Source organism: Micromonospora sp. CPCC 205739, from assembly GCF_036906795.1.
In the GTDB taxonomy this organism is placed as follows: Bacteria; Actinomycetota; Actinomycetes; order Mycobacteriales; family Micromonosporaceae; genus Micromonospora.
In genome coordinates, this window is the sequence record NZ_JBAKHS010000033.1 from 12565 (window position 1) to 39125 (window position 26561).

Below are 26561 nucleotides of genomic sequence, written 5' to 3' on the forward strand. Positions count from 1 at the left end.
GTGGTCGACCACGCCGTGACACCCATCGTCCGCGGCAGGCGGACACTACCAGGCACTCGATCCGCGATCCCGCGGGTCGAGTGCCTGGTGATGTTGCGCGCCCGGAGGACCCGAACCGCTGACCTGCTGATCCTCAGCGCTCTGCCGTGATCGTCAGTCCTCTGCCTGCCAGCGGTAGAACTCCTTGGCCACCGAGTCCTTCGGCCCGTGCCACGTCTCCGGGTTGTACGGGCTGATGTACGGACTCAGCTCCGCCATGACCTTGGCGAAGGCCGGCTGGTTGTGGTCAGGTCCCGCGCCGTCGGCCGCCGCGGCGGTGCGCTCCAGCAGGTGCACGTAGACATCGTCGATCGAGTACAGCCAGCGTCCGGTGACGCCCAGCTGGACCGGCAGCGACCCGGCGTCGGACTCGCCGAAGATGCGCGCGACATCGGGCTCCGCGCCGGGCTTGATCCGTCCGATGACGACGGTGAGCTTCCGGTTGGACGACTCCGGTGCGGAGTCGGCGTCCGGGACCCAGCTGTAGAACTCCTTGGCGACGGAGTCGGACGGGTTCTTCCAGTATCTCGGGTACGGCGTCACGTACGGGGCGATTGCTTCGGCGATCTTCTGGAACGCCGGCAGTCCCCGCTTCTGGCCGGAGATCCTCGGGTCTTCCTTGCGTTCGATCACATGGATGTAGAGGTCGTCCAGCGACAGCAGCCGGCGTCCGATCACGCCGAGGTCCTGCGGTCGGGTTGACTTGTCGTAGTAGCCGAAGACATCGCCGACGATGTCGTCACTGCCTGGCACCATGTGACAGACGATCACGTTACGGAAGACCATTACCGCTCCTCGGGTGTGTGGACGCGTGATTGCGTGGACGGTGATCTCTGGCTGCCGATCGGTGGCGGCGCTGCGGCGCCCGCGCCGATCGGGGGCGGCGCTGCGGCGCCCCCGGCGGTGAACTCGACCGGAAGCTCCAGCAGGCCACGGAACGGTGACCCGGCCGGCAGCCGGCGCAGCTCGGCGACCGGCACCGCGAGCCGCAGCTCCGGTAGCCGGGTCAGCAGCGCCTCGATGGCGATCTGTGCCTCCATCCGGGCCAGCGAGACCCCGAGGCAGTAGTGGACGCCGTGGCCGAAGCCGATGTGCGGGCCCCGCACGCGGCGCAGGTCCAGCCGGTCCGGGTCGACGAAGTGGGCCGGGTCGTGGTTCGCCGCGTTGATCACCACGCCGACGATCGACCCGCGCGGGATGCGGACGCCCTGGTACTCGACGTCCTCGGTGGCGATCCGGGGACTGGCGACCGGCAACGGGCCGTCGAATCTCAGCAGTTCCTCGATCGCCGAGGGCAGTAGTTCCGGCTTGGCGCGCAGCAGGTCGAGCTGGTCGGGATTGGTCAGCAACGCCACCGTCGCGTTGCCGAGGAAGTCCGCGGTGGTCTGGTGCCCGGCGAACAGCAGCAGGAACGTGGTGGTGATCAGTTCGGATTCGGAGAGCTTGCCGTCGTGCTCGCAGGCGTCGATCAGGGCGCTGATCATGTCGTCGCCGGGGTGCTCGCGTTTGGCCTGGACCAGGTCGGCGAGATAGTGGTGCAGCCGCAGCTGGGCCTCCTGCACGGCCGCCCGGTCCTGTTGAGGGCTACGGCCGGACGACCCGGACGTCCTGATCACCTGGGTCCAGTCGAGGACCGGCTCGTGGTCGGTCTCCGGGATGCCGAGCAATTGGCTGATCACCATCATCGGTAGCGGGATCGCGAAGTCGTGCATCAGCTCGGCCCGGCCCTGCGGGATGACCTTGTCGAGCAGGTTGTCCACGATCTCCGCGACGCGCGGCCGCAGGGCCTCGACCCGGCGCGGCGCGAACGCCTGCGACACGATCCGGCGCAGCCTGGTGTGCTCGGGCGGGTCCGCGTTGAGCATGTTCTTGTTCAACGCCTCGGAGTTGGGCCCGAAGATCCGCAGGTACTCCTGGCCCGGGCCGTAGAGATCCTTGGACAGCCGCGGGTCGACCAGCGCCGCCCTGGCATCGTCGAACCGGGTGATCAGGTAGGAGTCGAACCGCGGCGAACTGATCGGGCACACCGGCTTCTCCGCCCGCAGCCGAGCGAAGGTGGGATAGGGATTGGCGGCGAAGTCGTGGGTGTAGAGCTGCGACGCGGGTACGGCGTCCTCGGTCATCGCGGCTCCTCGGGCTCGCTGCGTACGGTGTGCAGAACCTGGTAGGTGTGCCGCTGCGCGGATTCGCGAAGCTCGCGGATCATGTGCAGCAGCCGGTCCCGGTGCTCGCTGCGGCCGAAGGCGTCCAGCCGTTCGCGATCCGCCCAGTCGCTGATGATCAGGTAGCTGCGCGGGTCGTCGGCGTCGCGGACCAGGTCCTGGTTCAGGCACCCGTCCAGCGCGCGGACCGCCTCCGCCGCCGAGCGCCACTCCGCCTCGAACCGTTCCTCGCACCCCTCCTTGACACGCATGGCGAGCACGGTGCGTACCGTCATATCGCGCCTCCGAAGACCAGTTGCAGGTGCTTGCCGAGCGCGTCGGCGTCGATCGGCCGGCTGCGGAACCCGACGTGCCCGTCCGGGCGGATCAGGTAGAGGCCGGTGCCGTCGACGCCGTACGCGGCGCGGAACCCGCCGCCGGCGTCGATGACCACCGGCGGATCGAGCAGCGGCGGAACCGGGGCGTCCCGGCTGAGCAGCAGGTAGCTGTCGACCTGCCCGGACGTCTGCCGACGCACGTCGGCGCAGAGCTTGCCGAGGCCGGTCATGGTGCCCTCGTCGGCGGAGCCGTCGGCGTAGAGCAGCAGCGTGTGCCGGGTGCCGTGGGTCAGCTCGTGCAGGCGCAGCGGGTGCCCGACGCCGCGCCGGTGCAGGCCGCCCGCGTCGGGTGCGCGGTCGCCAGGCCCGGGGCCGCCGCGCAGGGCGTCGGGAGCGGACAGGGACTCGCCGACCAGGGGGCTGTCCGAGTAGCTGAGCAACATGGACATCTCCTGGACGAACTGCCGCTTGAGGTCGTCGCGGTCCAGTTCGTCGGTGAAGGCCATCCGCACCGCGCGCCCGACGCCGCGCACGATGCCCCGGCTCTCCCAGATCTCCATGGTGCGGAAGTGCACGCCGATCGCCTTGTCGGCCTGCCCCGGCGGGGTGGCCCGCTTCTCGACCACCCGGCACTCGATGCCGCGCCGGGCCAGCTCGACGGCGGCGGTCAGCCCGGTGGGCCCCGCTCCGACGATGAGGACGTCCGTTGTCGTGTGCACGTCGATCTCCTTGCCCGTACTCGGTCCTGTGCCTGCTGTCGGGGTGCGCCACGCTATGGAACAGGCGCCGCCGGAAGTCGAGGAGGATCGGCGCGAACGGCCCGGCCTCCTCCTGCGCGTGTGCGTGGTTGCCGCTCCAGGTGAAGAACTCCGCCTCGCTGCACCATTCGACGGATGAGCGTTATGCGGATCATCACGGCTCCCTTCCTGCTCCCCGCGGAGGTGGTTCCTCGACCGGCCCGCCGGCGTCAGGGCCGGGACAACGGCCGACGCCCGTCCTTCCTCGACCGGTCGCCCGGACCGAACAGCGGCGCTCCCTGCGGCGCCGGGTGGCAGGTCCCGCCCAGCAGCGCCCGGATCGCGACGACGTCGTCCTGCGACCGTGCCGGACCTCGCGTCACCCCGCCGTCACGGGCGGCCGGCGCCGGGTCCGGGACCGTTGACGGGGCGGGGACGAGTCGCGGGACACCGCGCCCCGGCTGGGCCGGGGTCCGCCGCGCGAGCCGGTCGTGCGAGGCGAGCACGTCGCTGATCAGCGCACGCATCGCCGCGGACGGTTCCAGCTGCAACTCGCGCCGCAGGAGATCGCGGTAGACGAAGTAGGCGTGCAGCGCCTCGTACGCGTTGCCCTCCGCCAGGTGCGTCTGGACCACCAGCCGGTGCGGGGTCTCCCGCAGCGGTTCGGCCGCCATCGCCTCGAGCGCGGCCTGCAACGCCTCCCCGTGCTCGCCGGCGCGCAGATGGGCCCGAGCCATCTCGTCGAGCAGGTGCAGCCGCAACTGTCTGAGCCGTTCCCGCTCCAGCAGGACCCAGTCGTCGTACCAGCCGGGCAGCAGGTCGTGGCGCCCGGCGGCGAGGACCGCCGCCGACCGGGGGCCGCCGCCCTGGCTCACCCGGGCGTCGGCCCGGGTGAGTTCGTCGACGTCCACGACGACCCTCGGGTGCAGCCGGACCGTGTCGCCGTCGGTGAGCACCGGGCAGGACTGGTCCCGGCGCAGCCGCCACAGCGAGGTGCGCAACGAGGACAGGGCGCGCTCCTCCGGCACCTCCGGCCAGAGCGCGCCGGCCAGTTGGGCGCGGGTCGCACCCGGGCGCAGCCCGATCAGCGCGATGGTGCGTTGCAGGCCGCGTGGCACCACCACCGGCCGCCTGCCGCGCAGCAGCCGGAAGCCGCCGAGCAGCAGGAGCCGGACCTTCGGCTCGGCGTCGGACCCCGGCTGTGCCGGGGTGCCCCCTGCCGTGGACAACCGTGCGCTCTTCTCACAGTTCACGATCGAACTCCCTGCACCGGGACCATGGACGGCGAAGGCCTGTCGGAGCCGACCGACCGCCGGCTGGACCGGTGAAGGGGGCTCGGGTGGGCTGGGGATCGCTCGCCTCAGCAGCAAGTCTGCGCGGTCGGCGTCACCCCAGCGTCACCGCGCGGCGGAATCTGTGCGTCTCCTGTGACAGCCCGTTGACACCAGACCTACGACGGCACGCGAGCGGCCCGGCTGGTGGTCAGCCGGGCCGCGATCGGTCGTACGGTCAGCCGCCGAGACTGGCGGCGGCCGAGGCGATGGACGAGGCGAAGTAGCTCACCTGGGTGTAGACGCCGGGGTAGTTGGGCCGGGCGCAGCCGTTGCCCCAGCTGACGATGCCGACCTGGATCCACGCGCCGCCGGCGTCGGGGCGGAACATCGGGCCGCCCGAGTCGCCCTGGCAGGTGTCCGTGCCGCCGCCGGCGTACCCGGCGCAGATCTCCTCGGCGACGATGACCTCGCCGCCGTAGTTGGCGTTGCAGGTGGCGTCGCTGACGAACGGCACGGTCGCCTTGAGCAGGTACCGCTGCTGGCCGCCGCCCTCTCTGGCCGCGCCCCAACCGGCGACGGTGAACGTGCCGTTGTCGTAGGCGGTCGTGGTGGCGATCGGCAGGGTGCTCAGCCCGGTGACCGGGGTGGCCAGCCGGATCAGCGCCCAGTCCTTGCCGCTGCCGTTGTAGCCGGGCGCGCGGTAGACGTAGTTCGACCGGATGGTGATCCGGCTGGACGACTGCAGGTCGACCACCCCGAGCGTCGCGGTGATGCTGGTGTTGGTGCCCGTGCGGCCCACGCAGTGCGCCGCCGTGAGCACCAGTCGCGGGCTGTACAGGGCCCCGCCGCAGCCCATCGAGAGCCGCACCATGAACGGGAACTCCCCCTGGGCCGCACGGGTGCCGCCGACGACGTACGGGGTGGGCGTGGGCTCGGCCGCGGCGGCGGGCGCGGCGAGGGTGAGGCTGCCCGCGGTCACCGCGGCCAACGCGGCGGCCAGCAGGCCGGTGAGGGTGCGCCAACGAAGCATCTGTTCCTCCGCATTCCGACCGGCACGCCCCGGGAGCGCACCTGCTGCTCGATTGCGGACATCATATTGATGCTAGTCGATTAGGTTGCCCTACCCGCTGGGTCATCCCTCTGGCGGTATGGGGGCACAGACGAGCGGGTCCGCCCCGGCGAACCGGGGCGGACCCGTGGGGTGCCGGGGACGCCTACTGTGGCGCGCCCACCGCGGCGGGCAGGACGAGGACGTCGTCCAGGCTCGCGTACATCACCCGGTGACCGAACTGGATCTGCACGTACTTGTTCTCGCCGCGGACCACCGTCCGGTCGCCCGGGGCGGAGCCGTCGAAGGAGACCGCGCGGTAGTACTCGCCCGGCAGGACCCCGCCGAGGGCGTACCGCTGGCCGGCCGCGAAGGTGTACTGCAACGGCGAGATCGGCTGGTACGGGATGGTGGACGGGTAGGCGGCCTGCTCCGGGTAGGCCCGCCCGTACACCGGGATGGTGGCCTTACCCGGCTTCGGAGTCACCACGAACCCCTGCGCCCACTTGGCCGTCGGCGCCGACGAAGGGTTGAGGAACCAGGCCTTCTGGCCGAGGTACCAGATCGCAGTCCAGTCGCCCTGCACGCCGGCGAGGGCGTAGGTCTGGCCGGCCGAGGCGCGGGCGCCGTGGTCGGAGATGTACATGGTGTCCGGCGTGCCGTTCGGCCGCAGGCCCCGGTCGTTGACCAGCGGCGCGTCGAGGCTGGGCGCGGTGCGCAGGATGACCGAGGACGAGCCGCGCAGCGGGCAGGGCACCGCCGGCGGCACCGGCTTCGGCACGCCCGGCGGCTGCTGGTTGCAGCCGATGAAGGCCGGCTGGTTGGTGGCGAAGTCCGGGTCGATGGTGACCAGGCCGGTCTGCGGGGTGCCGGTGCCCTGGAACGGCGCCTTCATCAGGTCGAAGTAGTGCGACCAGTCCCAGTAGGGGCCCGGGTCCCAGTGCATCCCGGCCACGTTCCCGGCGGTGGTGCCGGGGACGTTGTCGTGGCCGAGGATGTGCTGGCGGTCCAGCGGAATCTGGAACCGCAGCGCCAGGTGCCGGACCAGCTTCGCCGACGTGCGGTACATCGCCTCGGTGTACCAGGTGCCGTGACCGGCGAAGCCCTCGTGCTCGATGCCGATGGACTTGGCGTTGACGTACCAGTTGCCCGCGTGCCAGCCGACGTTCTTGGCCTTGATGTGCTGGGCGACGTAGCCGTCCACCGAGCGCAGCGTGTAGTGCCAGCCCACGTAAGTCTTCGTCTGCACCAGCTTCACGCTCGGGCCGAAGTAGCCCTCGGTGTCGTGGATGACGATGTACTCGATCTTCTGCTGGGCCGGCCGGTCAGCGAGGTCGTGGTTGCCGTAGTCGCCCGGCTTCGGGCCGTACTTCTCGTAGGGGGCGGGGATCCACTCGCAGGCGAGGCGGACCGGGCACTCCAGCCCGTCCGGCCGCTCGGCGCGGCGCAGCCCGAGCCGGTCCAGCCCGGACTGGTCCGGCGTCACCGCCCGCGCGGCGAGGGTCACCCGGTGGCCGTCGTCGGTCGTCCGGCTGGCGCCGAGGCCGAGCTGGTCGTACACCTCGTCGGCGAAGGCCGCCGCGGCGTCCGCGGTGTCCGCGCCGGAGTACCGGGCCACCGCGCCGTACCAGGCCGCCGGGTCGCTGCCGGCGCCGTCGGCCCCGCCGAGTTCCTTCTGGTACGACGCCAGTAGCGCCGCGCCACCCCGGATGTTGGCGGCGGCGTCGGTGCGCAGCGCCTCCTCGGGTACGCCGGTGAGGGCGGCCGCCGCGTCGAGCGTCTGCAGGGAGGCCTGCGGCAGGGGCTCCCCGCTGGGCGCGGCCCCCAGCGCCGGGTCGACGGCCAGCGGGCGGGACTCGTCGCCCCGGGGGTCCTCGTCCTCGTCGACGTGGCCACTGGCGGGGGTCGACGCGACCTGCGCGGCGTCGGTCAGGTGCATCGGCCCGTAGCCGCCGCTGGTGCTCGGCTGCCCGGCATGGGTGTCCCACCGGGACTCCAGGTACGACACGGCGAGCAGGACGCTCTCCGGCACGCCGTACTCGGCCGCCGCGGCGGCGTACTGCTGCTGCCGGTCGTCGGCTGCGGAGGTCCCGGCGGGGAGCGGGTCGGCGGCGACCGGCGCGGTGGTGAGCAGGGCGGTGGCTGCGGCGACGGCGGCAGCCAGCAGGACACGTCTGCGTGGTACGGCGATGGGGCGCATGGAACCTCCAGCTGGGACGGGGGCCACTGCACGCACACCCTCGCCCCGGGAAACCGCCCCTGTCAATACCCTTCCTGTCAATCACAACCCATGAAAGAAACCTTCACTCGCCGGCGGGCGTTGCCGATCCGTCGTCGGTCAGGATCACCGGCGGTTGTACCGGTACATGGTCAGGGTGCCGAAGACCACGACGAACCCGGCGCTCCACAGCAGCGTCCACATCATGCTCGACGGGTCGGACGAGCCCGACATCGCCGCGCGCACCGAGGCCACCAGCTGCGTGACCGGGTTGACCTTCACGAACGCCTGAAGCCAGCCCGGCATCGTGGCGGGGTCGACGAACACGTTGCTCAGGAACGTGAGGGGGAACAGCACCATCATGCTGACGCCCATGACGGACTTCTCGCTGCGCAGGACCAGGCCGAAGAACGTCCACACCCAGGAGAACGCGAACGAGAAGACCACCAGCAGCCCGATCCCGGCCAGCACGCCGAACAGCCCGCCGCCGGGCCGGAACCCCAGCGCCAACCCCACGCCGAGGATGACCACGGCCGCCAGGACGTAGCGCAGCACGTCGCCGAAGATCATTCCGACCAGCGCGGCCGGCCGCCAGACGGGCAGCGTACGGAACCGGTCGAAGACGCCCTTCTCGATGTCGGTGTTGAGGCCGACGCCGGTGTACATGGTGATCATCACGACGCTGGTCACCATGATCCCGGGCAGGAAGAACTGCAGGTAGTCCCGCGGGCTGTCGGCGAGCGCGCCGCCGAACAGGTAGGTGAACATCAGCACCATGATGATCGGGAACGCGGTCACGTCGAAGAGCTGCTCCGGCACGTGCTTGATCTTCAACATGGCGCGCCAGCCGAACGTGAGCGACGCCGAGAGTGCACTCGGCCGGGGCGGTCGCGCGCCCGGCGCGAGTACGGTCCCCAGGGCCTCGGTGGACGGGACGTAGACGGACGGGGCGCGCCCGGTCGTGGTGGTGGCGGTGTCGCTCATCGGGCTGCCTCCAGCTGGTCGTCGCGCTCGTCGGCCGAGGCGGGGTGGTCGGTCAGGGCCAGGAAGACCTCGTCGAGGCTGGGCTGGCCGACGGAGAAGTCGTCCACGACGATGCCCGCGCCGGCCAGGTCGCCGAGCGCGCGGGCGGCGTGCCTGCTGGCGTCGAGGTCGCTGCCGCCTCCACCGACCCGCGCCGTCAGCGCGACCGGATCGGCCTCGAGCTGCACCGGAACACCGAGCGCCGCCTGCAGCACCTTCTCGGCCTCGGGCCGCTGCCCCGGGTCACGCAGCCGCAGGTGCACGGTCCCGGCGCCGACCGACGACTTCAGCTCGCCCGGCGTGCCCTCCGCGATCACCCGGCCGTGGTCGATCACCGCGATCCGCCCGGCGAGCTGGTCGGCCTCGTCCAGGTACTGCGTGGTCAGCAGCACCGTGGTGCCGTGCGCCACGACGGCCCGGACGATCTCCCACACCTGGTTGCGGCTGCGCGGGTCCAGCCCGGTCGTCGGCTCGTCGAGGAACAGCAGGTCGGGGGTGCTGAGGATGCTCGCCGCGATGTCGATGCGCCGCCGCATGCCGCCCGAGTACTTCTTGACCTGCCGATCGCCCGCCTCGGTCAGGCCGAACGCGGCGAGCAGGCTCTCGGCACGCGCGCGGGCCGCCGGCTTCTTCAGCCCCAGCAGGCGCCCGAGCAGCACCAGGTTCTCCGTGCCGGTCAGGTCCTCGTCCACCGAGGCGTACTGGCCGGTGAGGCTGACCCGCGCGCGGACGGCGTCGGCCTCGGTGACCACGTCGTGACCGAAGACCCGCGCTGTTCCGCCGTCGGGACGCAGCAGCGTGGCCAGCACCCGTACCGCCGTGGTCTTGCCGGCACCGTTCGGGCCCAGCAGGCCGTAGACGGTGCCGGCGGGGACCTGGAGGTCGATGCCGTTGAGCGCGCGGGTTTCCCCGAACGACCGGGTGAGGCCGTCGGCCTCGACGGCCAGGCCGGTGGTGCGTCTACTCATGATCTGAACCTTCCTCTGACACGTTCCACGAGACGTACCGGCGCGCGCCCGGCGGCGCTGCGCCGTCAGGCGCCGTCAGCGCGCGTGCACCCCGGTGACGATGATGCAGGCCGATTGAACGCCAGCGGTACGACACAAAGCGGCCGCGTCAGATTTCGAACCCGGCGTGCATGAGTGCCTGGGCCCGGTCGATCGCCTCGATCTCGGTGATTCCGGCGGTGCCGGCGTACAGCTGCGCCAGCGCGGTGATCAGGGCCATCGCCCCCAGGTTGAGCGCGTTGTACTGCTCGACGAACGCGGCGACCAGCTGCTCGCTGCTGCGGTTGCTGTCGAACATGACCGGGACGGCGGCACGGTCGTCCCGGTCGTGCAGGTGGCCGTAGACCAGTGACCACATGTCGCTGCGTTCGCCCGTGGCCACGCCGGTGATGATCTCCCGGGCGATGGTGGCGAGCTGGTTGCCGGCGGCCACCACGTCGGCGTCCTCGGGGTCCATGCCGCGCATCACCGGACCGCCTCATCCGCAGTGCCGGGTCGGCGCCACACCTGATCTCCGACGGGGGCTGTCGGTGCGGCGACGGGGTCGGGCCAGGACGGGAGGTCGGCGAGGATGTCCGGTTCGGTACGTGGAAGGCGGGTCATGTTGGAGTCAACGAGTGTCGGACGGCACGGATTTGTCTGCGTGCCGCTCGGGATCGCGGTCCATCCGTGCGCGGCAGCCAGACGCTCCAGCAAGATCGGCCCCACCGTGGCCTGACCTGCCGGAAGAGCATCGGCGCGGTCAGGAACATCACTTCACAGAATAAAAACTTGCAGACTCCGCAAGTTGCCTCGTAGCGTCGCCGGAATGACCGGTGCCGACCAGGCCGCCCCCGGGCGCCGCGACCGCAAGAAGCGGCTGACCCGGGCGGCACTGACCGCCGCCGCGCTGCGGCTGGTCGCCGAACGCGGCCTGGAGAACGTGACGGTGGAGGAGATCAGCGAGGCGGCGGACGTCTCCTCGCGTACCTTCTTCAACTACTTCACCGGCAAGGACGACGCGCTCATCGGTGACCGGGCGCTCGACCGTGAGCGGGTCGTGGCGCTGCTGGCCGCCGCCCCGCCGCGGGTGTCGGCGCTGGAGGCCGTCCGGCTCTCCCTCGACGAGGCGATCGACACGATGCAGGCCGACCGGGAACTGTGGCGGCTGCGGCTGGCGGTCATCGCCCAGAATCCTTCGCTGCTGCCCCGGCTGATCGCCGGCAACGCCGAGACCGAGCGGGCGATGATCGAGGCGATCGCCACCCGGCTCGGCGTCGATCCCGACCACGGCCACCCGGCGCTGGTCACCGCCGTGGCCGGCGCCGCTTTCCGCACCGCTCTGCTGCGCTGGGCCGCCGACAGCGGCGGCCGGCCACTGCGCGATCTCGTGGACGAGGCGTTCGCCGCGGTCGCCGCCGGCCTGCCGGATCCCCGCCAGTCGTCCTGACCTCCCCGCCCCGGTGCGACCGTGCCGAGGCCAGCCCATTCCGGTACATCCGAAAGAGAGCGTCAATGACCGCAACCGCCCCGCCCGCCGACACCGCCGAGGTCGGCGGGCGCATGTCGCGCCGGGAGGTTCTTCAGGCCCTCTCCGGCCTGATGGTCGGCATGTTCGTGTCCATCCTCGCCTCCACGGTGGTGGCGAACGCGCTGCCGCGGATCATCGCCGATCTGCACGGCAGCCAGACCGTCTACACCTGGATCGTCACCAGCGAACTGCTCGCCATGACGGCGACCGTGCCGCTGTGGGGCAAGATGGCCGACCTGTACAGCAAGAAGCTGCTGATCCAGCTGTCGCTGGGGCTGTTCGTGGCGGGCTCGCTGATCGCGGGCTTCACGCCGAACGTCGAGGTGCTGCTGGTCAGCCGGGTCGTGCAGGGCATCGGGGCGGGCGGCATGACGGCGCTGGCCACGATCGTGATGGCGGCGATGATCCCGCCGCGCGAGTTGGGCCGCTACGCCGGCATCTTCGGCGCCGTCTTCGGTGTCGGCACCATCGCCGGCCCGCTGATCGGCGGGTTGCTCGTCGACACCTCGTGGCTGGGCTGGCGCTGGTGCTTCCTGATCGGGGTCCCGTTCACCCTGCTCTCCATCGTCCTGCTGCAGCGCACCCTGCACCTGCCCGTCGTACGCCGCAAGGTCGAGATCGACTGGCTGGGCGCCGTGCTCATCACCGCGGGCGTCTCCACGCTGCTGATCTGGTCGTCCCTGGCCGGGAACAAGTTCGCCTGGGCCTCGGGCTGGACGGCCCTCATGGTCGTCGGTGGTCTCGTCCTGCTGGCGCTGGCCGTGCTCGTCGAGTCGCGGGCCGCGGAGCCGATCGTCCCGCTGGGCATCTTCCGCAACCGCACGGTCTCGCTGGCCACCGTCGCCAGCGTGCTGGTCGGGGTCGCGATGTTCGGCGGCACCGTCTTCCTGTCCCAGTACTTCCAGATCTCGCTGGGCAAGTCGCCGACCGTCGCGGGCCTGATGAGCCTTCCGATGATCTTCGGTCTGCTCGTCTCGTCGACGATCGCCGGCCAGCTCATCACGAAGTTCGGCCGGTGGAAGGCGTACCTGGTGGCCGGCGCCGCGGTGATGACCGTCGGCATGCTGCTTCTGGGCACCATCGACGCCGACACCAGCGTCCTCGTCCTGTCGATCTACATGGCCGTGCTGGGCATCGGCGTCGGCATGCTCATGCAGAACCTGGTGCTCGCCGCGCAGAACGACGTGCCCGCGCAGGAGCTCGGCGCCGCCACCTCCGTGCTGACCTTCTTCCGCAGCATGGGCGGCGCCATCGGGGTCAGCGCGCTCGGTGCCATCCTGGCCAACCGGGTGACCTCGCTGACGGCCGAGAAGCTCGGCCCGGCCGCGGTGGCCGGTGGCGGCTCCGCCGAGGTGCCCGACCTGTCCACCCTGCCCGAGCCGCTCCTGCGAATCGTGCAGGACGTGTACGGCACCGCCACCGCCGACCTGTTCCTGATCGGCGCGCCGATCGCGCTGCTCGCGTTGATCGTCGTGCTGTTCATCAAGGAGAAGCCGCTGCACACCCTCAGCGGGGACGAGCGACGCGCCCAGGAGGAGGCGGCCGCGCAGGCGGCAGCGCACTGAGCCGGTACGACGGTGACGGGGGCGGGCCGGTCGGCCCGCCCCCGATCCGTTGGCGCGCCGGTCGCCCGACCACCGACGCCGGCGCATCGTTACTGGTCACGCGGTATTCGCGATTTCAAACTCCGCCGTTGTCACGAATTTGGGGTGGGAAACTCACCGCCGAACGATGACGCATCGCACTTCGCACGCCCCTCGGCCGTCCGCAGGATGGACCTCGACCGATCAGGCGGCGGAGGCAGGCGACATGGATGAACGGTACGACTCGTACTGCGCGGTCGATCCGCTCTTCTACGACTCGTTGGCCAGCGCGAGCACCGTGGTCGCCGGCTATGCGACGGACCGCCCGGTGCCGGACGGCTGGGAGTGCGAGGTCAAGGACGACTGGCTGATCCACGGCCCGGTCGGCGGCAGCCTCCCCCAGCAGGGTTGGAAGATCCACGTGTCGGCCCGGCTGGACAACGCCGAACGGGTGCTGACCCGGGTGATGGACTACTGCCGGCCGCGCGGCATCCCGTTCAAGCACCTGCGCGGGCCGCGGATGCTGCTCATGCGCAACAGCAAGTACGCCAGCCGGGCCAGCAGCGGCAAGTTCATCACGGTCTACCCACGCGACGACGCCGAGCTGGAGCTGACCGCCAAGGAACTCGCGGCGCTGCTCGACGGCGAGCAGGGCCCGTACATCCTCAGCGACCTGCGCTACGGCGACGGGCCGGTCTACCTGCGCTACGGCGGCTTCGCCGCCCGGTACTGCCTCTCCCCGGAAGGACAGGTGGTGCCGGCGATCGAGGACGCGAGCGGCACCCTGGTGCCGGACCGCCGTGACCCGGTCTTCCACGTGCCGGAGTGGGTCACCCTGCCCGACTTCCTCGCCCCGCACCTGGCCGCGCGCAACGCGGCGAGCACCACCGAGCTGCCGTACCGGATCGAGAAGGTGATCCACTTCTCCAACGGCGGCGGCCTGTACGAGGCCCGGGACACCCGTACCGGGGACCGGGTCGTGTTGAAGGAGGCCCGGCCGTACGCGGGACTGGACGCCACCGGCGCGGACGCGGTGACGCGGCTACGGCGCGAAGCCGAGGTGCTGCGGCAGCTCGCGGACGTGCCGCACCTGGTCCGGGTGCACGACGAGTTCAGCTTCGGCGGGCACGAGTTCCTGGCCCTGGCGTTCGTCGAGGGTCGTCCGCTCAACCAGCTGGTGGTGGAGCGCTACCCGCTGGTCCACCTCGACGCCGACCGAGCTGACTACACCCGCTGGGCGTTGGACGTGCACCGGCAGGTGACCGAGGCGGTGGACGCCATCCACGCCCACGGGATCGTCTACGGCGACCTGCACATGTTCAACATCATGGTCGGCGACGACGGGACCGCCACGCTGGTCGACTTCGAGGTCGCCGCGCCCGCCGACGCGCCGGGCCGGCCGGCGCTGCGCAACCAGGCCTTCGCCGCCCCGCGCGACCGCACCGGCTTCGCCGTCGACCGGTACGCCCTGGCCTGCCTGCGGCTGGCGCTCTTCCTGCCGCTGACGGCCATGCTGCGCCTCGCCCCGGAGAAGGCGGCGCACCTGGCCGACGTGGTGGCCGAGAACTTCCCCGTCCCCCGGGACCTCCTCGACGAGACCGTCGCCGTGATCGTCGGCGGCCGGGCCGAGGCGCCGGACGGCCACACCGGGGCGCCGGACGAACGGGCCGCGGTGCCGGCGGGCACCAGCGGCACCGTCCGGGTCGACCCGGACGACTGGCCGGGACTGCGCGACCGCCTCACCGCCGCGATCGTCGCCAGCGCCACCCCGCAGCGCGACGACCGGCTCTTCCCCGGCGACATCCGGCAGTTCTCGGGCAGCGACGGCGGGCTGAACCTCGCCCACGGCGCGGCCGGAGTGCTCTGGGCGTTGCACGCCAGCGGCGCGCCCACCGAAGCGGAGCACGAGCGGTGGCTGATCGACCGGGTACGCGAACCCGCTTCCGGCAGCCGGCTCGGCTTTTACGACGGGCTGCACGGCATCGCGTACGTGCTGGACCGGCTCGGACACCGCGACGAGGCGCTGCGGCTGGTCGACCTCTGCCTGGACCAGCCGTGGACGGAGCTGGGCAACGACCTGATGGGCGGGCTCTCGGGCGTCGCGCTCAACCTGACCCACTTCGCCGGGGTGACCGGCGAGCGCCGGTACGCCGACGCCGCCCGGCAGGCGGTCGACCTGGTCGTCGAGCGGCTCGGCGACGTCGACTCGGTCGCCGAGGTCAGCGGCGGCCGACACCCGTACGCGGGACTGACCCGCGGCGGGGCCGGGGTGGCGCTGATGCTGCTGCGCAGGTACGAGCTCGACCACGACCCGGTGCTGCTCGACCACGCCGCCACCGCGCTGCGCCAGGACCTGCGCCGGTGCGTGGAGCGCGATGCCGGCTGCCTGGAGGTCAACGAGGGCTGGCGGACCATGCCGTACCTCGCCGAGGGCAGTGTCGGTATCGGCCTCGTGCTCGACCAGTACCTGCGCCACCGCCCGGACCCGCAGTTCGAGACCGCGGCGGCGGCGACCCGGCGCTGCGCCGACTTCCCCTTCTACGCCCAGTCCGGCCTCTTCGCCGGACGGGCCGGGATGGTCAGCTACCTGGCCGGACGGGGCGAGTACGACACGGCGCGGCAGCAGGCCCGGTTGCTGAGCTGGCACGCCCTGCCGTACCGGGGGCTGACCGCCTTCCCCGGCGACCAGTTGCTGCGGCTCTCCATGGACCTGGCCACCGGCACCGCCGGCGTGCTCACCGCCCTCGCGGCGACCCGACCGGCGGAGGCCGCCCGGCTGCCTTTCCTGACGCCGCTGCCGGACGCGACGCCCGCGGGCTCGGCCGACTGACCGGCCCACGAAGCTCCCCGGGTCACCCCGGGGCCGACCGACCCGACTCATGTGGAAGGAGGTGCAACGACATGGCTCTGCTCGACCTCCAGGGGATGGAGCTGCCGGCCGCCGAGCGCACCGGTGGCAGCCGCGCCAGCCTGCTGCTCTGCGGCGACAGCTCGCTGAGCGTCACCACCTGCAACTGAGGCGGCGGTCGTCGACCCGACGACCACCCCAACAGTCCACATCCGCACCACTGAAGAAAGAGGAACCGACATGGCTCTGCTCGACCTCCAGGGAATGGAACTGCCGGCCGCCGAGCGCACCGGTGGCAGCCGCGCCAGCCTGCTGCTCTGCGGCGACAGCTCGCTGAGCGTCACCACCTGCAACTGAGGCGGCGGTCGTCGACCCGACGACCACCCCAACAGTCCACATCCGCACCACTGAAGAAAGAGGAACCGACATGGCTCTGCTCGACCTCCAGGGAATGGAACTGCCGGCCGCCGAGCGCACCGGTGGCAGCCGCGCCAGCCTGCTGCTCTGCGGCGACAGCTCGCTGAGCGTCACCACCTGCAACTGACGATCAGTCCGCCTGGCCCCGGGCCGGTTCACGCCGGTCCGGGGCCGCGGCATGAAAGAGGTGTGATGACCCCGGCCGACCGCCTCCTGCTGCGTGCCGTCGGGTCCGCCGGCTGGTGGACCCCGGTGCTGGCCGTGGTCGCCGTGGTCGGCGTGGCGGCCGAGCTGGCGCTGCCCGCGGCCCTGGGCCGCGCCGTCGACGCCGCCGTCGGTACGGCGGGCGGCTCGTCCGGCCACTGGCTCGCCGGGGTGGTCGGGCTGATCGCCGTGCTGGTCGCCACCGACGCGGTACGGGACTACGGCACGGGCGCGGCCACCGCCCGTTCGGTGGCCGGGCTGCGGCACACGCTGGCCCGGCACATCTTCGCCCTCGATCCCCGGGTCGCGGCCCGCCGTCCGGTGGGCGACCTGGTGGGCCGGCTGGTGGGTCAGGTCGCCGACGCCGGGCAGGCCGCCCCGACCGTGGTGCTGGCCGGCACGGTGCTGCTGCCGCCGCTGGGCAGTCTGGTGGCGCTCACCCTGATCGACCCGTGGCTCGGCGTCACCTTCGTGGTGGGCCTTTTGCTGCTCGGCGTGCTGCTGCGCGGCTTCGTCACCGACGCCTCCGCGGCGGTCGCCGGCTACCAGCAGGCCCAGGGGGAACTCGCCGGCCGGATGGTGGAGACCCTCGCCGGGGCGCGGACCATCGCCGCGGCCGGCACCGCCGAACGGGAGGTCGCGCGGGTGCTCACCCCGGTCGCGGCGTTGCGCGCGCACGGCGCGCGCACCTGGACCGTGCTGGCCGGCGCGGCGACCCGCGGCGCGGTGATCAACCCGTTGCTGCAACTGGCCGTGGTCGCCGTCGGCGGGCTGTCGCTGGCCGCCGGGCGGATGACCCCCGGCGAGCTGCTGGCCGCCCTCCAGTACGCGGCGCTCGGCGCCGGCCTGGGCACCGTGGTCAGCGCCCTGAACAAGGCGGTCCGGGTACGGGCCGGCTGCCGGCGCGCGGCCGACGTGCTGGGTGAACCGGTCCGCCGGTACGGCACCCGGACGCTGCCCCCCGGACCGGGCGAGCTGGAACTGCGCGAGGTCAGCGTGCGGGGCGACGACGGGCGTCTCCTGCTGGACCGGGTCGACCTGCGGGTCCCCGGCGGGGCGCTGCTCGTCGTCGTCGGGCCCTCCGGAGCGGGCAAGTCGCTGCTCGCCGCCGTCGCCGGACGGCTGCGCGACCCGGACTCCGGCGAGGTACGCCTCGACGGTGTGCCGCTGCCCGAGCTGACCCAGGCCGCGATGCACGCGGCGGTGGGCTACGGGTTCGAGCGGCCGGTGCTGGTCGGTGACACCGTCGGGGAGGCCGTCGGGTGCGGCGCCGACCCGGTGCCGGTGAGCAGGGCGGCGGCCATCCACGACTTCGTCGAGCGGCTGCCCGAGCGGTACCGCACGCCGCTGGCCGACGTCGCCATGTCGGGCGGGGAACGGCAGCGGCTCGGGCTGGCCCGGGCGCTGCGCGCCGAACGGCTGCTGGTCCTCGACGACGCCACGTCCAGCCTGGACACCGTCACCGAGTACCGGGTGACCCAGGCGCTCACCGGGCCGGGCGACCGGCGTACCCGGATCGTGGTCGGCCACCGGGTCGGCATGGCCGCGCGGGCGGACCTGGTGGCCTGGGTGGACGGCGGGCGGCTCCGCGCGGTCGGCCCGCACCGGGTGCTGTGGGACGACCCCGGCTACCGGGCGGTGTTCCGGGCGTGAGCACGGTCGGCGAGGTGACCCGGGCGGCGCTGCGAGCGCGCCGCCCCGAGCTGTGGCGGCTGGCCGGCTGGTCGGTCGCGGAGGCCCTGCCGGCGGGACTGGCCGGCCTGCTGACCGCGCGGGCCGTCGACGACGGATTCCTCGCCGGCCGCCCCACGACCGGGCTGGCCTGGTTGGGCCTGCTGGCGGTCGCCGTGCTCGTCGGCGCGCTGGGCACCAACCGGGCGTACGCCCTGCTCGGTGCCGTGGTCGAACCGTTCCGCGACGACCTGCTGCGCCGCGTGGTCACCGGCGCGCTGGCCGGCGCGTCGGGTGGTCGCGGCGACGACGCCGCGGTGGCCCGACTGACCCACCAGGTGGAGATGGTCCGGGACACCTACGCGGGCCTGTTGATGGTGGTGCGCGGCTTCCTGTTCGCCGCCGGCGCCGCCATCGTCGGCCTGTTCTCGCTGGCCGCGCCGGTAGCCCTGCTGGTGACGGTGCCGGTGCTGGCCGGTCTGGGGCTGTTCGCGGCGGCCCTGCCCGCGATGATCGCCCGGCAGCGCCAGTACGTGCTGGCCGACGAGCGGTTGGGCCGGGTCGCGGTCACCGCCGTGGCCGGCCACCGCGACGTCGCCGTCAGCGGCGCACGGACCCGCACCGTCCGGTGGCTCGGCGGCTACGTCGACGCCCAGGCGCGGGTGGAGCGGCGGCTGGCCGTCATGGCGGCCACCCGGGGGCTGAGCCTGGCCGTCGGCGGGTGGGTGCCGGTGCCGGTGGTGCTGCTGGCCACCCCGTGGCTGGTCCGGCAGGGGCTCGGACCAGGCGCGGTGCTCGGCGCCCTGGTCTACGTCGTGCGCGGCGTGCAACCCGCCCTGCACACCCTGGTGCAGGGCGTCGCCGCCGGGGGGTTGCGCTTCGCCGTCACCCTCGATCGGCTGCTGCGCGCCGGCGAGGCGGTGCGCACCTGGCCGCCGGCCACCGCCCGGGTGCCGCTGCCGGCGCCGAGACCGGACACGCCGGCCCTGTCCCTGCGCGGGGTGACCTTCCGGTACGGCCCGCACGCCGACCCGGTGCTCGACGGACTCGACCTCGACGTGCCGGTCGGGGACCACCTGGTGATCGTGGGCGCGAGCGGGATCGGCAAGTCCACCCTGGCCGGGCTGATCGCCGGGGTGCTGTCGCCGCAGTCCGGCACGGTGTGCGTCGGTGGGGTGCCGGTGGCCGGTGCCACGCCGACGGAGCTGGCCGGCCGCCGCGTCCTGATCCCGCAGGAGGCGTACGTCTTCACCGGCACGGTGCGGGAGAACGTCACGTACCTCCGGCCCGACCTGCCGGATGCGGCGGTCACCCGGGCGGCCGACCGGCTCGGGCTGACCGGGCTGCTCGACCGGCTCGGCGGGTACGACGCGACGCTGCGCCCGGCGGAGGTCTCCGCCGGGGAACGCCAGCAACTGGCCCTGCTGCGGGCCTGGCTCTCCCCCGCGCCCCTGATGATCCTCGACGAGGCGACCTGCCACCTGGACCCGGCGACCGAGGCCCGGCTGGAGGAGGCCTTCGCCGAGCGGCCCGGGACACTGGTGGTCATCGCGCACCGGCTCAGCTCGGCCCGGCGCGCCCGCCGAGTGCTGCTGCTCGACGGGCGGGACGCGCTGCTCGACACCCACCGGGGGCTGCTCGACCGCTCGGCCGCGTACCGGGAACTGGTCGGCTACGGCCAGGAGGAGCCCGTCAGATCCAGCCCGATTCCCGGGCGATCCGCACCGCTTCCAGCCGGGTACGCGCGCCGGTCTTCGCCATGATCCGGGACAGGTGGTTGCGGACCGTCCCCGCCGACAGCACCAGCCGCTCCGCGATGTCCCGGACCGGATGCCCCTCCGCCACCACGTCGAGCACCTCCCGCTCGCGCGGGGTCAGCGGGCTGTCGGCGACCTCCAACGCCGCCACCACCAGGTCCGGGTCGAGGACGACCTGGCCCTGGGCGAGCCGCCGGACACCGTCGGCGATCCGCCCGGGCGCCACGTCGTGGCTGAGGAAGCCGATCCGCCGGCAGTGCTCGGCGAGCACGGGCCCCAGGCGGGCAGCCCGACGCTGCTCGACCAGGACCAGCAGCCGGCCGGCCCCGCCGTCGTCCGGGCGACCGGCGGGGCCGGTGGACGCCAGGTCGGAGAGCTGCTCCACCGTCACCATGTCGCCGTCGACGACGGCGACGTCGGGACGCTCGGACCGCAACGCCGATCGCAGCTCGTCCGGCGTGTCCGCCTCGCCGACGACGTCGATGCCGTCCTCGGCGTCGAGCAACTGGGCGAGCGCGCCCCGGACCAGTGCGCCCCTGAGCGCGAGCAGAGTGCGGACCATGCAGACTCCCCGTCATCAACCCCCGTTGCTGACGTCCCGTGCGCACGCGATGACGCACGGTCAGGAATCCTATTGAAATCGGTCCTCGGGCGACAGCCCGGTGCGCGTGTCGTCAGATCCAGCCGGCATCCTGCGCACGCTGGATCGCGTCCCACCGGTTGCGCCCGCCCGTCTTGCGCAACAGCGTCGACAAGTGGTTCCGGACGGTGCCGGGGGCCAGGTGCAGCCGGGCGGCGATCTCCTTGGACCGCAATCCCCGGGCCGCCGCGACCGCCACCTCGCGTTCGCGCTCGCTCAGCGGATTCACCGCCGCGTCGAGCGCCGCCAGCGCGGTCAACGGATCGATCATCAGCTGCCCGTCGGCGATCGCGCGGAGCTGGCCGATCAACTCCTCGGGCGGCACGTCCTTGGCGATGACCCCGCGCACCCGGGCACCGAGCGCCCAGCGCAGCACCCGCGCGGTGCGCCGGGCGGTCAGCACGACCACCGCACAGTCCGGCAACCGGGCGTGCAGGCGTGCGGTCAGGGCCGAGGCGTCCCGCACCGCGTCGAGGTCGACCAGGACCAGGTTGGGCCGCCCGGCGGCGACCGCCTCCGCGACGCCCTCGGCCGGGTCGCACTCCCCCGCCGGCTCGAACCCGGGGGTGGCGGCCAGGACCGCGGCCACGGCGGTACGCAGCAGCCCCGGCTCCCCGACCACCGCGACCCGGACCGTCGCCCGCACCTCGACGTCCGCCGGGCCGGCCGGCCTGGGCGCTGTCTCGTCCAGCAAGTCGTCCACCGGGTCACTGTGCCCAGGCGGCCACCCGCTCATGCGTCCTTTCCGGATCGCCGCCGGCTCACGTTCGCGCAGGTGATGGAAGCGGGGCCCGGGCTGCGGAACCCGTGCCTAGGTGCCGATCCGGCCCGGTTCGAGCCGGGTGGTCGCCGGCCCGGTCAGCTGCCAGAACTCCTTCGGCAGTTGGGAGACGAAGTCTCCGTACTCCTTCTCGCTGACGGCCGCGCGCAGCGTGTCCAGCACGGCGCGCGCACCGTCGGTCGCCGTCTGAAGATTCACCGCGGCCCGGGCCTGGATCCGCTCGTAGAATTCGGCGAGCCCGAACGGTACGGGATCGTCGTCCGGTCCGGACACGTAGGCCCGTAGCTCGTCGGGAAGCTGCGCGGCGAGGTCCCGCGCCTGGCCGCCACTGATCCGTTCTGCCAACGCCTCCAGCGTGGCACGGGTGACCGGCTCGGCCTGCGACGGCAACACCCCCGGTCGCGCCGCCACCGCCTGGATGAACTCCGCGTGGTTCACCTCGGACCCCCTTTCGCACCGGACGGTGCGGGTACCCGTCGGTGGATGGCTGAAACGAGTCGGTCCCGCGCGGCGGCCCACCCCCACCGGCACCGCCGACCGGGCCGGGAAGCCCTCAGACCGAGGCGCGCGCCGCCGCGACGATGGCGCTGACCCCGATCCCCGCCTGGTCCATCAGCTCGGTCGGCGTACCGGAGGTGGGCAGCCCGCGTACCGCCAGGTGGGTGACCCGGATCGGCTCGGCGAGGTCGGCCAGCGATTCGAGGACGGCCGACCCCAGGCCACCCTCGGGGTAGTGGTCCTCGACGACCACCAGGCGGCCGCCGGTGTCCCGGACGGCGGCGAGCAACCGCTCCCGGTCCAGCGGCTTGACCGAGTAGAGGTCGATGACCCGGGCGTTGATCCCGGCGGCGGCCAACTCGTCGGCGGCGGCCAGGCAGTTGTGCACGGTCACCCCCGCGCCGATCAGCGCGACCCGATCGTCGTCGCCGCCGCCGCGCAGCAGCTTGCTGCCGCCCACCGGGAAGGGCTCGTCGTTGTCGTAGAGCACGGGGTACCCGCCTCGGGTGGTGCGCAGGTAGTTGACGCCCTTGCGGTCGACCATCTGGGCGACGAGAGCGGCGCAGGAGACGGCGTCGCTGGGATAGAGCACCGTGGACCCCTGGACGGCGCGCATGGCGGCCAGGTCCTCCAGCCCCATCTGGGAGGGACCGTCCGCCCCGATCTCCACGCCCGCGTGCGACCCGGACAGGGCGATGTCGGCCCGGGAGACGCCGGCCATCCGGACGAAGTCGTAGGCGCGGGAGAGGAACGCCGCGAACGTCGAGGCGAAGGGACGGTACCCGCGCACCTGCAGCCCGACCGCCGCGGCGACCAGTTGCTGCTCGGAGATGAACATCTCGAAGTAGCGGTCGGGGTAGGAGTCGGTGAACCGGTCGGCGCGGGTGGAGTCGCTGACCTCACCGTCGAGGACGACCACGTTCGGCCGGAGGCCCACCGCCCGCAGCGCGTCACCGTACGCGTTTCGGGTGGCGACCTTCGCGCCCCGGTCGTACTGCGGCAACTGGAGCGGCTGAGCGGCGGGGGCGCCGGTGGGCGGGGCGGGCTCGGGCTGCGGCCCGGTGACGCGGATCTGGCGTACCCCGCCGAGAGCGTCGATGGCCCGCTCGGCGAGATCGGGTTTCAGTGGTTTGCCGTGCCATTCCACCTGGTTCTCGATCTCGGGTACGCCCTTGCCCTTGACCGTGCGGGCGAGCACGACGGTGGGACCGGTCGCCCGCCGCGCCCGGCCCAGTGCGTCGTCGATCGCGGCCAGGTCGTGGCCGTCGATGACGATCGCCTGGCAGCCGAACGCCTCGACCCGCCGCCGGTAGGTGTCCAGGTCCCATTCCAGCTCGGTCGGCCCCCGCTGCCCCAACCGGTTCACGTCGACCAGCACGGTGAGGTTGCGCAGCCCGTAGTGGCCGGCCTTGTCCAGCGCCTCCCAGACGGAGCCCTCGGCCGTCTCGCTGTCGCCGCAGAGCACCCACACGTGGTACGGCAGCTGATCGAGATACTGGCCGGCCAGCGCGATACCGACGCCGACCGGCAGTCCCTGACCGAGCGAACCCGTGGCGACGTCGACCCAGGGCAGGGCCGGTGTCGGATGCCCCTGCAGACGCGACCCGAACTGGCGGTAGGTGTCGACCAGTTCCTGGTCGCTGATCGCGCCCACCGCCTTGAAGACCGCGTACAGCAGCGGCGAGGCGTGGCCCTTGGAGAAGATCAGGTGGTCGTTGGCGGGATTGCGCGGCTCCGCCCAGTCGTAACGCACGTGCCGGGAGATCAGCACCGCCAGCAGGTCGGCGGCGGAGAGGCTCGACGTCGGATGCCCGGACGCGGCCTTGGTGCTGCACCGGATCGCGTCCACCCGCAGCTGGGCGGCGAGCTCAGCCAGCTGGGTGAGCTGCTCCTCGCCGAGAGTGCGCTCTGCTTCCATCGTCACCGCTGTCGCCTCCAGCGATCGGCTCCTTCGGCCAGCCCTGGACGCCTGGCCGTCCGGCCGATCGGCCGGACCGCTCGCCGCTGACCGGCTCCGGACCTACGGTAGCCAGGAAAGCGGGTCGCCATCCGGTAACCACCGATTTGTCGGCCCCAGTGCCGAAGCTCACCTCGCTACCGAGCGGCGGGGGTCGCCGGGGGTGTCCGTGGGGCGCAACGCCGTTTGCCGTGGTGGTGCACGGGTAGATGCCGCCATCGGCCAAGAGGAAGGCTCCGAACGTGGACAGCAACGACTTCATCGGCATGGTGGCGAAGCGCGCGAACACGTCGTCGGCGCGAGCGACCGCCCTCACCCGGGCCACGCTGCGGACCTTGGCGGAACGGATAGACGGGGGCGAGGCCCGTGACCTCGCCACCCAGCTTCCCGAGGAACTTCAGGCGTACGCGTTCGCCTCCAGCGAGACCGGCGAGCGGTTCGGGCTCGACGTCTTCGTGCAGCGGGTCAGTGGCCGCGCCGAGGTGGAGCCGGCGCTGGCGGAGACCGGCATGCGCGCCGTGTTCGACACCCTCCGCGAGACCATCCCGCCCGGCGACTACGACGACGTCGTATCCCAGCTTCCGGCGGAACTCGGGCAGGTCGCCGACCAGGTGGCGCCCTTCGACGGACGGCGCAGCCGCGGTTAGGTGTGCCGTCCGGCGCGCACCCGCGGCGCCGTCGTGACGCGGCGGCTCAGCCGTCCAGCCGGCGGACCATGTTCATGATGGTCTCCACCTGCGCGCCACCCTTGATCGGGTAGTTGGTCGCGCCGAGGTAGCCCCACCAGTCCCAACAGCCGTTCGGGTTGCTCGAACTGGCGCTCGCCTGCGGGTAGAGCACGATCAGGTTGTTGGTGTCGGCGTACTGGTTCAGGTTGGCCCGGTCCACGAAGGCGGTGCCGACCTTGCCGTACCCCTGCAGGCAGCCGTGCAGGGCGACCAGCAGCCGGCACGACTGCCCGGTCGTGCAGGACGACGGCACGTAGGCGAAGCCGTTGTCGTCCATGCTCAGGCCGGGAGCCCAGCCGTTGACCGCGTGGGTGCTCTGGCTGAACCGGATGAGTGCGCCCCCGAGCGGGCCGGTGTTCGGCGCGGAGACGCCGCTCAGCAACTTGCGCAGCAGGCTGTTCTGCGGGTCGGTCCCGCAGTCGTTGAGGAACGGCGACGCGGTCGCGGTGCACCCCACCGTCCCGTACGGCGACACCCAGGCGTGCCCGGCCGAGGACGCGCTGTCGTACTGCACGCTGGCGCCGAAGTGCTGGTAGTAGCGAACCAGGTCGTCGGTGACCGACTTCTTCACCGTGTTGTCGTTGTTGCCGTGGAAGACGTACACGGGATCGCCGGAGAGGTTGCTCACCGGGTCGACCCAGCCGTAGGACGCCCAGGTCCGGGTGTACGACTGGAGGGCGGACACGTTGGTCGGGTACTGGTTGTCGCCGCAGCCGTAGATCGCCTGGGAGACGTTGTTCTGCGCACAGTAGTACGGCCCGGCGGCGAAGATCGCCGCGCCCCGGATCCGGGACGAGTAGGCGATGTGCAGTTGGGTGGCCATGTAGCCACCGGAGGAGACGCCGGTGACGTAGACGCCGGAGACGTTGTAGGCGCGCAGCGACCCGGAGACCGGGGCCTTGGTGGCCGGGGTGGCGGCCTGGGCGGGAGCCGCGGTGGTCGGGATCAGCAGCAGGACGGCAGCGAGGACGGCGGCGGCGGCTTTCAGCGGTGTCTTCAAGACGCTCTCCTGTCCGGGAGCGCCGGCGGTGGTGTCGGCGTGCGCCGACGCTAACGTGAGATAGACCTCACTGGATATGAGCGGCGCCGACATGTCGGGCGGCGCCGAGGTGTGGCCGTGACCCGCCCCGCTGATCCGTCAGCGCAGGAATGCGGCCAGGGTCTGCACGAACGACTCCTGGTCGTCGAGCCAGGGGTAGTGTCCGCCGCCCGGTTGCACGGCCAGCTCGCCCTGCGGAAACAGTCCGGCGTACTCGGCGGCGCGCTTCGGGGGGAGCGCCACGTCGTACTCGCCGGTGAGGAGGAGGACCGGCGCCTCGAGGCCGGCCAGCGCGGACCTGGTGGCGTCCGGGTCGGGTCCCCCGGCGGCGTAGTACTCGCCCGCCACGTCCGGGTTCCTGTCGCTCTCCTCCCGGGCCAGGTGGGCCTGCCGGGCGTCGTCCCACCGTCCCTGAGTGAACGGCGTGATCGCCGCCCAGTCCTCGGCCGTCGGCGCACCCGACCAGATGCGTTCGAAGGCGGCGAAGGCCGCCGGGAACCAGGGCTCCCCGCGGCGCAGCTCGGCGAGCTCACGACGGTCCAGGTCGGTGATCTCCAGGCCGACCGGCCGGGGGCTCGGGTTGACCAGCGCGAGACGGCCGATCCGGTCCGGGTGACGGGCGGCGTACAGCACCGCCAGGCTGCCGCCGGCCGAGTGTCCGAGCAGGTCCATCCGGTCCCGCCCGAGGTGCAAGCGCAGCGCCTCGACGTCGTCGACCAACCGGTCGTACCGGTAGGTCGCCGGGTCCGCCGGCACCGCAGACTCCCCGGTCCCCCGCAGGTCCAGGCGCACCAGCGCGCGGTACGCGGACAACCCGCCCAGCTCGCCGAGATATCTGGAGGCCAGCATCGGACCGCCCGGCAGGCAGATCAGCGGGTCACCGTCACCGCTGCAGTGGTACGCGAGCCGGGTGCCGTCGGGGGTGTCGAATGTGGCCACGCGGAGATCATATCGGCACAGCTCGTCGTCCGAGGGGGACGAACCGGGCCGCAAACACAAATCAGGGCCACCCCCGATAGGGGTGGCCCTGATTTGAATGGTTGTCCGGCGGTGTCCTACTCTCCCACACCCTCCCGAGTGCAGTACCATCGGCGCTGGAGGGC

General features: G+C 72.5%; 24 protein-coding genes and 1 pseudogene. 9 read left to right on the plus strand and 16 right to left on the minus strand.

What is annotated here, in order from left to right; genetic code table 11:
* Positions 1-153: 153 nt before the first annotated feature.
* From V6U88_RS28495 to V6U88_RS28540, 10 genes and pseudogenes are all read right to left on the minus strand, one after another.
* Positions 154-825, minus strand: coding sequence for a TcmI family type II polyketide cyclase (locus tag V6U88_RS28495; RefSeq protein ID WP_334457704.1), 672 nt, complete (start codon positions 823-825; stop codon positions 154-156).
* Entirely contained in the window at positions 825-2162 is a 1338-nt protein-coding gene (locus tag V6U88_RS28500; RefSeq protein ID WP_334457706.1) for a cytochrome P450 family protein, read from the minus strand. Before V6U88_RS28500 ends, V6U88_RS28495 begins: the two co-directional genes overlap by 1 nt.
* Positions 2159-2476: a putative quinol monooxygenase gene (locus V6U88_RS28505; RefSeq protein WP_334457708.1), complete on the minus strand. Its 318-nt coding sequence runs from the start codon at positions 2474-2476 to the stop codon at positions 2159-2161. The genes V6U88_RS28500 and V6U88_RS28505 overlap by 4 nt, the downstream gene beginning before the upstream one ends.
* A complete protein-coding gene (locus V6U88_RS28510) occupies positions 2473-3237 on the minus strand; it encodes an FAD-dependent oxidoreductase (RefSeq protein ID WP_334457710.1) in 765 nt (254 codons plus the stop codon). The genes V6U88_RS28505 and V6U88_RS28510 overlap by 4 nt, the downstream gene beginning before the upstream one ends.
* A 470-nt stretch (positions 3238-3707) precedes the next feature.
* A pseudogene (locus tag V6U88_RS28515) lies at positions 3708-4484 on the minus strand (AfsR/SARP family transcriptional regulator); the annotation flags it as partial.
* A 280-nt stretch (positions 4485-4764) separates the two neighbouring features.
* The gene (locus V6U88_RS28520) at positions 4765-5559 is read right to left on the minus strand and encodes a S1 family peptidase (RefSeq protein WP_334457712.1); all 795 of its coding nucleotides are present in this window, start codon (positions 5557-5559) and stop codon (positions 4765-4767) included.
* 184 nt (positions 5560-5743) lie between these two features.
* The gene (locus V6U88_RS28525; protein WP_334457714.1) at positions 5744-7777 is read right to left on the minus strand and encodes an N-acetylmuramoyl-L-alanine amidase; all 2034 of its coding nucleotides are present in this window, start codon (positions 7775-7777) and stop codon (positions 5744-5746) included.
* 144 nt (positions 7778-7921) lie between these two features.
* Positions 7922-8779 carry an ABC transporter permease gene (locus V6U88_RS28530; RefSeq protein ID WP_334457716.1) on the minus strand — a complete coding sequence of 286 codons (858 nt, stop codon included), beginning with the start codon at positions 8777-8779 and terminating at the stop codon, positions 7922-7924.
* Positions 8776-9786 carry an ATP-binding cassette domain-containing protein gene (locus tag V6U88_RS28535; protein ID WP_334457718.1) on the minus strand — a complete coding sequence of 337 codons (1011 nt, stop codon included), beginning with the start codon at positions 9784-9786 and terminating at the stop codon, positions 8776-8778. The genes V6U88_RS28530 and V6U88_RS28535 overlap by 4 nt, the downstream gene beginning before the upstream one ends.
* 148 nt (positions 9787-9934) lie before the next feature.
* Complete coding sequence (locus tag V6U88_RS28540; protein WP_334457720.1) at positions 9935-10291, minus strand: hypothetical protein; 357 nt, start codon at positions 10289-10291, stop codon at positions 9935-9937.
* Positions 10292-10633: 342 nt separating this feature from the next.
* Here V6U88_RS28540 and V6U88_RS28545 point away from each other — a divergent pair, with 342 nt between their 5' ends.
* The 8 genes from V6U88_RS28545 to V6U88_RS28580 all read left to right on the plus strand — a co-directional run bounded on the left by V6U88_RS28545 (position 10634) and on the right by V6U88_RS28580 (position 19821).
* Positions 10634-11254, plus strand: coding sequence for an acyl-CoA-like ligand-binding transcription factor (locus V6U88_RS28545; protein ID WP_334457721.1), 621 nt, complete (start codon positions 10634-10636; stop codon positions 11252-11254).
* A 65-nt stretch (positions 11255-11319) separates the two neighbouring features.
* A complete protein-coding gene (locus tag V6U88_RS28550; RefSeq protein WP_334457722.1) occupies positions 11320-12900 on the plus strand; it encodes an MDR family MFS transporter in 1581 nt (526 codons plus the stop codon).
* A 244-nt stretch (positions 12901-13144) separates the two neighbouring features.
* The gene (lanKC, locus tag V6U88_RS28555) at positions 13145-15748 is read left to right on the plus strand and encodes a class III lanthionine synthetase LanKC (RefSeq protein WP_334457723.1); all 2604 of its coding nucleotides are present in this window, start codon (positions 13145-13147) and stop codon (positions 15746-15748) included.
* A 71-nt stretch (positions 15749-15819) separates the two neighbouring features.
* On the plus strand, positions 15820-15936 hold the full coding sequence (locus V6U88_RS28560) for a SapB/AmfS family lanthipeptide (RefSeq protein ID WP_334457724.1): 117 nt from the start codon (positions 15820-15822) through the stop codon (positions 15934-15936).
* A 70-nt stretch (positions 15937-16006) separates the two neighbouring features.
* Positions 16007-16123 (plus strand): SapB/AmfS family lanthipeptide, encoded by a 117-nt coding sequence (locus V6U88_RS28565; protein ID WP_334457724.1) that lies wholly within the window; start codon positions 16007-16009, stop codon positions 16121-16123.
* Positions 16124-16193: 70 nt separating this feature from the next.
* Positions 16194-16310 (plus strand): SapB/AmfS family lanthipeptide, encoded by a 117-nt coding sequence (locus tag V6U88_RS28570; protein ID WP_334457724.1) that lies wholly within the window; start codon positions 16194-16196, stop codon positions 16308-16310.
* A 65-nt stretch (positions 16311-16375) separates the two neighbouring features.
* Positions 16376-18040, plus strand: a complete 1665-nt coding sequence (locus V6U88_RS28575; protein WP_334457725.1) for an ABC transporter ATP-binding protein — start codon at positions 16376-16378, stop codon at positions 18038-18040.
* Complete coding sequence (locus V6U88_RS28580) at positions 18037-19821, plus strand: ABC transporter ATP-binding protein (RefSeq protein ID WP_334457727.1); 1785 nt, start codon at positions 18037-18039, stop codon at positions 19819-19821. Before V6U88_RS28575 ends, V6U88_RS28580 begins: the two co-directional genes overlap by 4 nt.
* On the opposite strand, the gene V6U88_RS28585 is transcribed toward V6U88_RS28580, so the two are convergent.
* From V6U88_RS28585 to V6U88_RS28600, 4 genes are all read right to left on the minus strand, one after another.
* A complete protein-coding gene (locus V6U88_RS28585) occupies positions 19751-20377 on the minus strand; it encodes a response regulator transcription factor (protein WP_334457729.1) in 627 nt (208 codons plus the stop codon). The two genes, V6U88_RS28580 and V6U88_RS28585, sit on opposite strands and share 71 nt — an antisense overlap.
* Positions 20378-20489: 112 nt before the next feature.
* Positions 20490-21158, minus strand: coding sequence for a response regulator transcription factor (locus tag V6U88_RS28590; protein WP_334457731.1), 669 nt, complete (start codon positions 21156-21158; stop codon positions 20490-20492).
* A gap of 108 nt (positions 21159-21266) precedes the next feature.
* Positions 21267-21674 carry a DUF2267 domain-containing protein gene (locus V6U88_RS28595; RefSeq protein ID WP_334457733.1) on the minus strand — a complete coding sequence of 136 codons (408 nt, stop codon included), beginning with the start codon at positions 21672-21674 and terminating at the stop codon, positions 21267-21269.
* 115 nt (positions 21675-21789) lie between these two features.
* Positions 21790-23652: a transketolase gene (locus V6U88_RS28600; protein WP_334457741.1), complete on the minus strand. Its 1863-nt coding sequence runs from the start codon at positions 23650-23652 to the stop codon at positions 21790-21792.
* 281 nt (positions 23653-23933) lie between these two features.
* On the opposite strand from V6U88_RS28600, the gene V6U88_RS28605 reads away from it, so the two are divergent.
* Positions 23934-24338, plus strand: a complete 405-nt coding sequence (locus V6U88_RS28605; RefSeq protein ID WP_334457735.1) for a DUF2267 domain-containing protein — start codon at positions 23934-23936, stop codon at positions 24336-24338.
* A gap of 46 nt (positions 24339-24384) precedes the next feature.
* Here the strand turns inward: V6U88_RS28605 and V6U88_RS28610 are convergent, their stop codons facing one another.
* Both V6U88_RS28610 and V6U88_RS28615 read right to left on the minus strand, forming a co-directional pair.
* Positions 24385-25419: an extracellular catalytic domain type 2 short-chain-length polyhydroxyalkanoate depolymerase gene (locus tag V6U88_RS28610; protein WP_334457737.1), complete on the minus strand. Its 1035-nt coding sequence runs from the start codon at positions 25417-25419 to the stop codon at positions 24385-24387.
* Between the two features lie 138 nt (positions 25420-25557).
* Positions 25558-26397 carry an alpha/beta fold hydrolase gene (locus tag V6U88_RS28615; protein ID WP_334457739.1) on the minus strand — a complete coding sequence of 280 codons (840 nt, stop codon included), beginning with the start codon at positions 26395-26397 and terminating at the stop codon, positions 25558-25560.
* Positions 26398-26561: the final 164 nt, after the last annotated feature.

Excerpts from the sequence above, each read along its gene's own strand:
- V6U88_RS28565 (WP_334457724.1), top strand. The coding sequence starts at position 16,007 with ATGGCTCTGCTCGACCTCCAGGGAATGGAACTGCCGGCCGCCGAGCGC.
- V6U88_RS28520 (WP_334457712.1), bottom strand. The coding sequence starts at position 5,559 with ATGCTTCGTTGGCGCACCCTCACCGGCCTGCTGGCCGCCGCGTTGGCC.
- V6U88_RS28570 (WP_334457724.1), top strand. The coding sequence starts at position 16,194 with ATGGCTCTGCTCGACCTCCAGGGAATGGAACTGCCGGCCGCCGAGCGC.
- V6U88_RS28545 (WP_334457721.1), top strand. The coding sequence starts at position 10,634 with ATGACCGGTGCCGACCAGGCCGCCCCCGGGCGCCGCGACCGCAAGAAG.
- V6U88_RS28540 (WP_334457720.1), bottom strand. The coding sequence starts at position 10,291 with ATGCGCGGCATGGACCCCGAGGACGCCGACGTGGTGGCCGCCGGCAAC.
- V6U88_RS28525 (WP_334457714.1), bottom strand. The coding sequence starts at position 7,777 with ATGCGCCCCATCGCCGTACCACGCAGACGTGTCCTGCTGGCTGCCGCC.
- V6U88_RS28535 (WP_334457718.1), bottom strand. The coding sequence starts at position 9,786 with ATGAGTAGACGCACCACCGGCCTGGCCGTCGAGGCCGACGGCCTCACC.
- V6U88_RS28530 (WP_334457716.1), bottom strand. The coding sequence starts at position 8,779 with ATGAGCGACACCGCCACCACCACGACCGGGCGCGCCCCGTCCGTCTAC.
- V6U88_RS28505 (WP_334457708.1), bottom strand. The coding sequence starts at position 2,476 with ATGACGGTACGCACCGTGCTCGCCATGCGTGTCAAGGAGGGGTGCGAG.
- V6U88_RS28550 (WP_334457722.1), top strand. The coding sequence starts at position 11,320 with ATGACCGCAACCGCCCCGCCCGCCGACACCGCCGAGGTCGGCGGGCGC.
- lanKC (WP_334457723.1), top strand. The coding sequence starts at position 13,145 with ATGGATGAACGGTACGACTCGTACTGCGCGGTCGATCCGCTCTTCTAC.
- V6U88_RS28500 (WP_334457706.1), bottom strand. The coding sequence starts at position 2,162 with ATGACCGAGGACGCCGTACCCGCGTCGCAGCTCTACACCCACGACTTC.
- V6U88_RS28495 (WP_334457704.1), bottom strand. The coding sequence starts at position 825 with ATGGTCTTCCGTAACGTGATCGTCTGTCACATGGTGCCAGGCAGTGAC.
- V6U88_RS28575 (WP_334457725.1), top strand. The coding sequence starts at position 16,376 with ATGACCCCGGCCGACCGCCTCCTGCTGCGTGCCGTCGGGTCCGCCGGC.
- V6U88_RS28560 (WP_334457724.1), top strand. The coding sequence starts at position 15,820 with ATGGCTCTGCTCGACCTCCAGGGGATGGAGCTGCCGGCCGCCGAGCGC.
- V6U88_RS28600 (WP_334457741.1), bottom strand. The coding sequence starts at position 23,652 with ATGGAAGCAGAGCGCACTCTCGGCGAGGAGCAGCTCACCCAGCTGGCT.
- V6U88_RS28585 (WP_334457729.1), bottom strand. The coding sequence starts at position 20,377 with ATGGTCCGCACTCTGCTCGCGCTCAGGGGCGCACTGGTCCGGGGCGCG.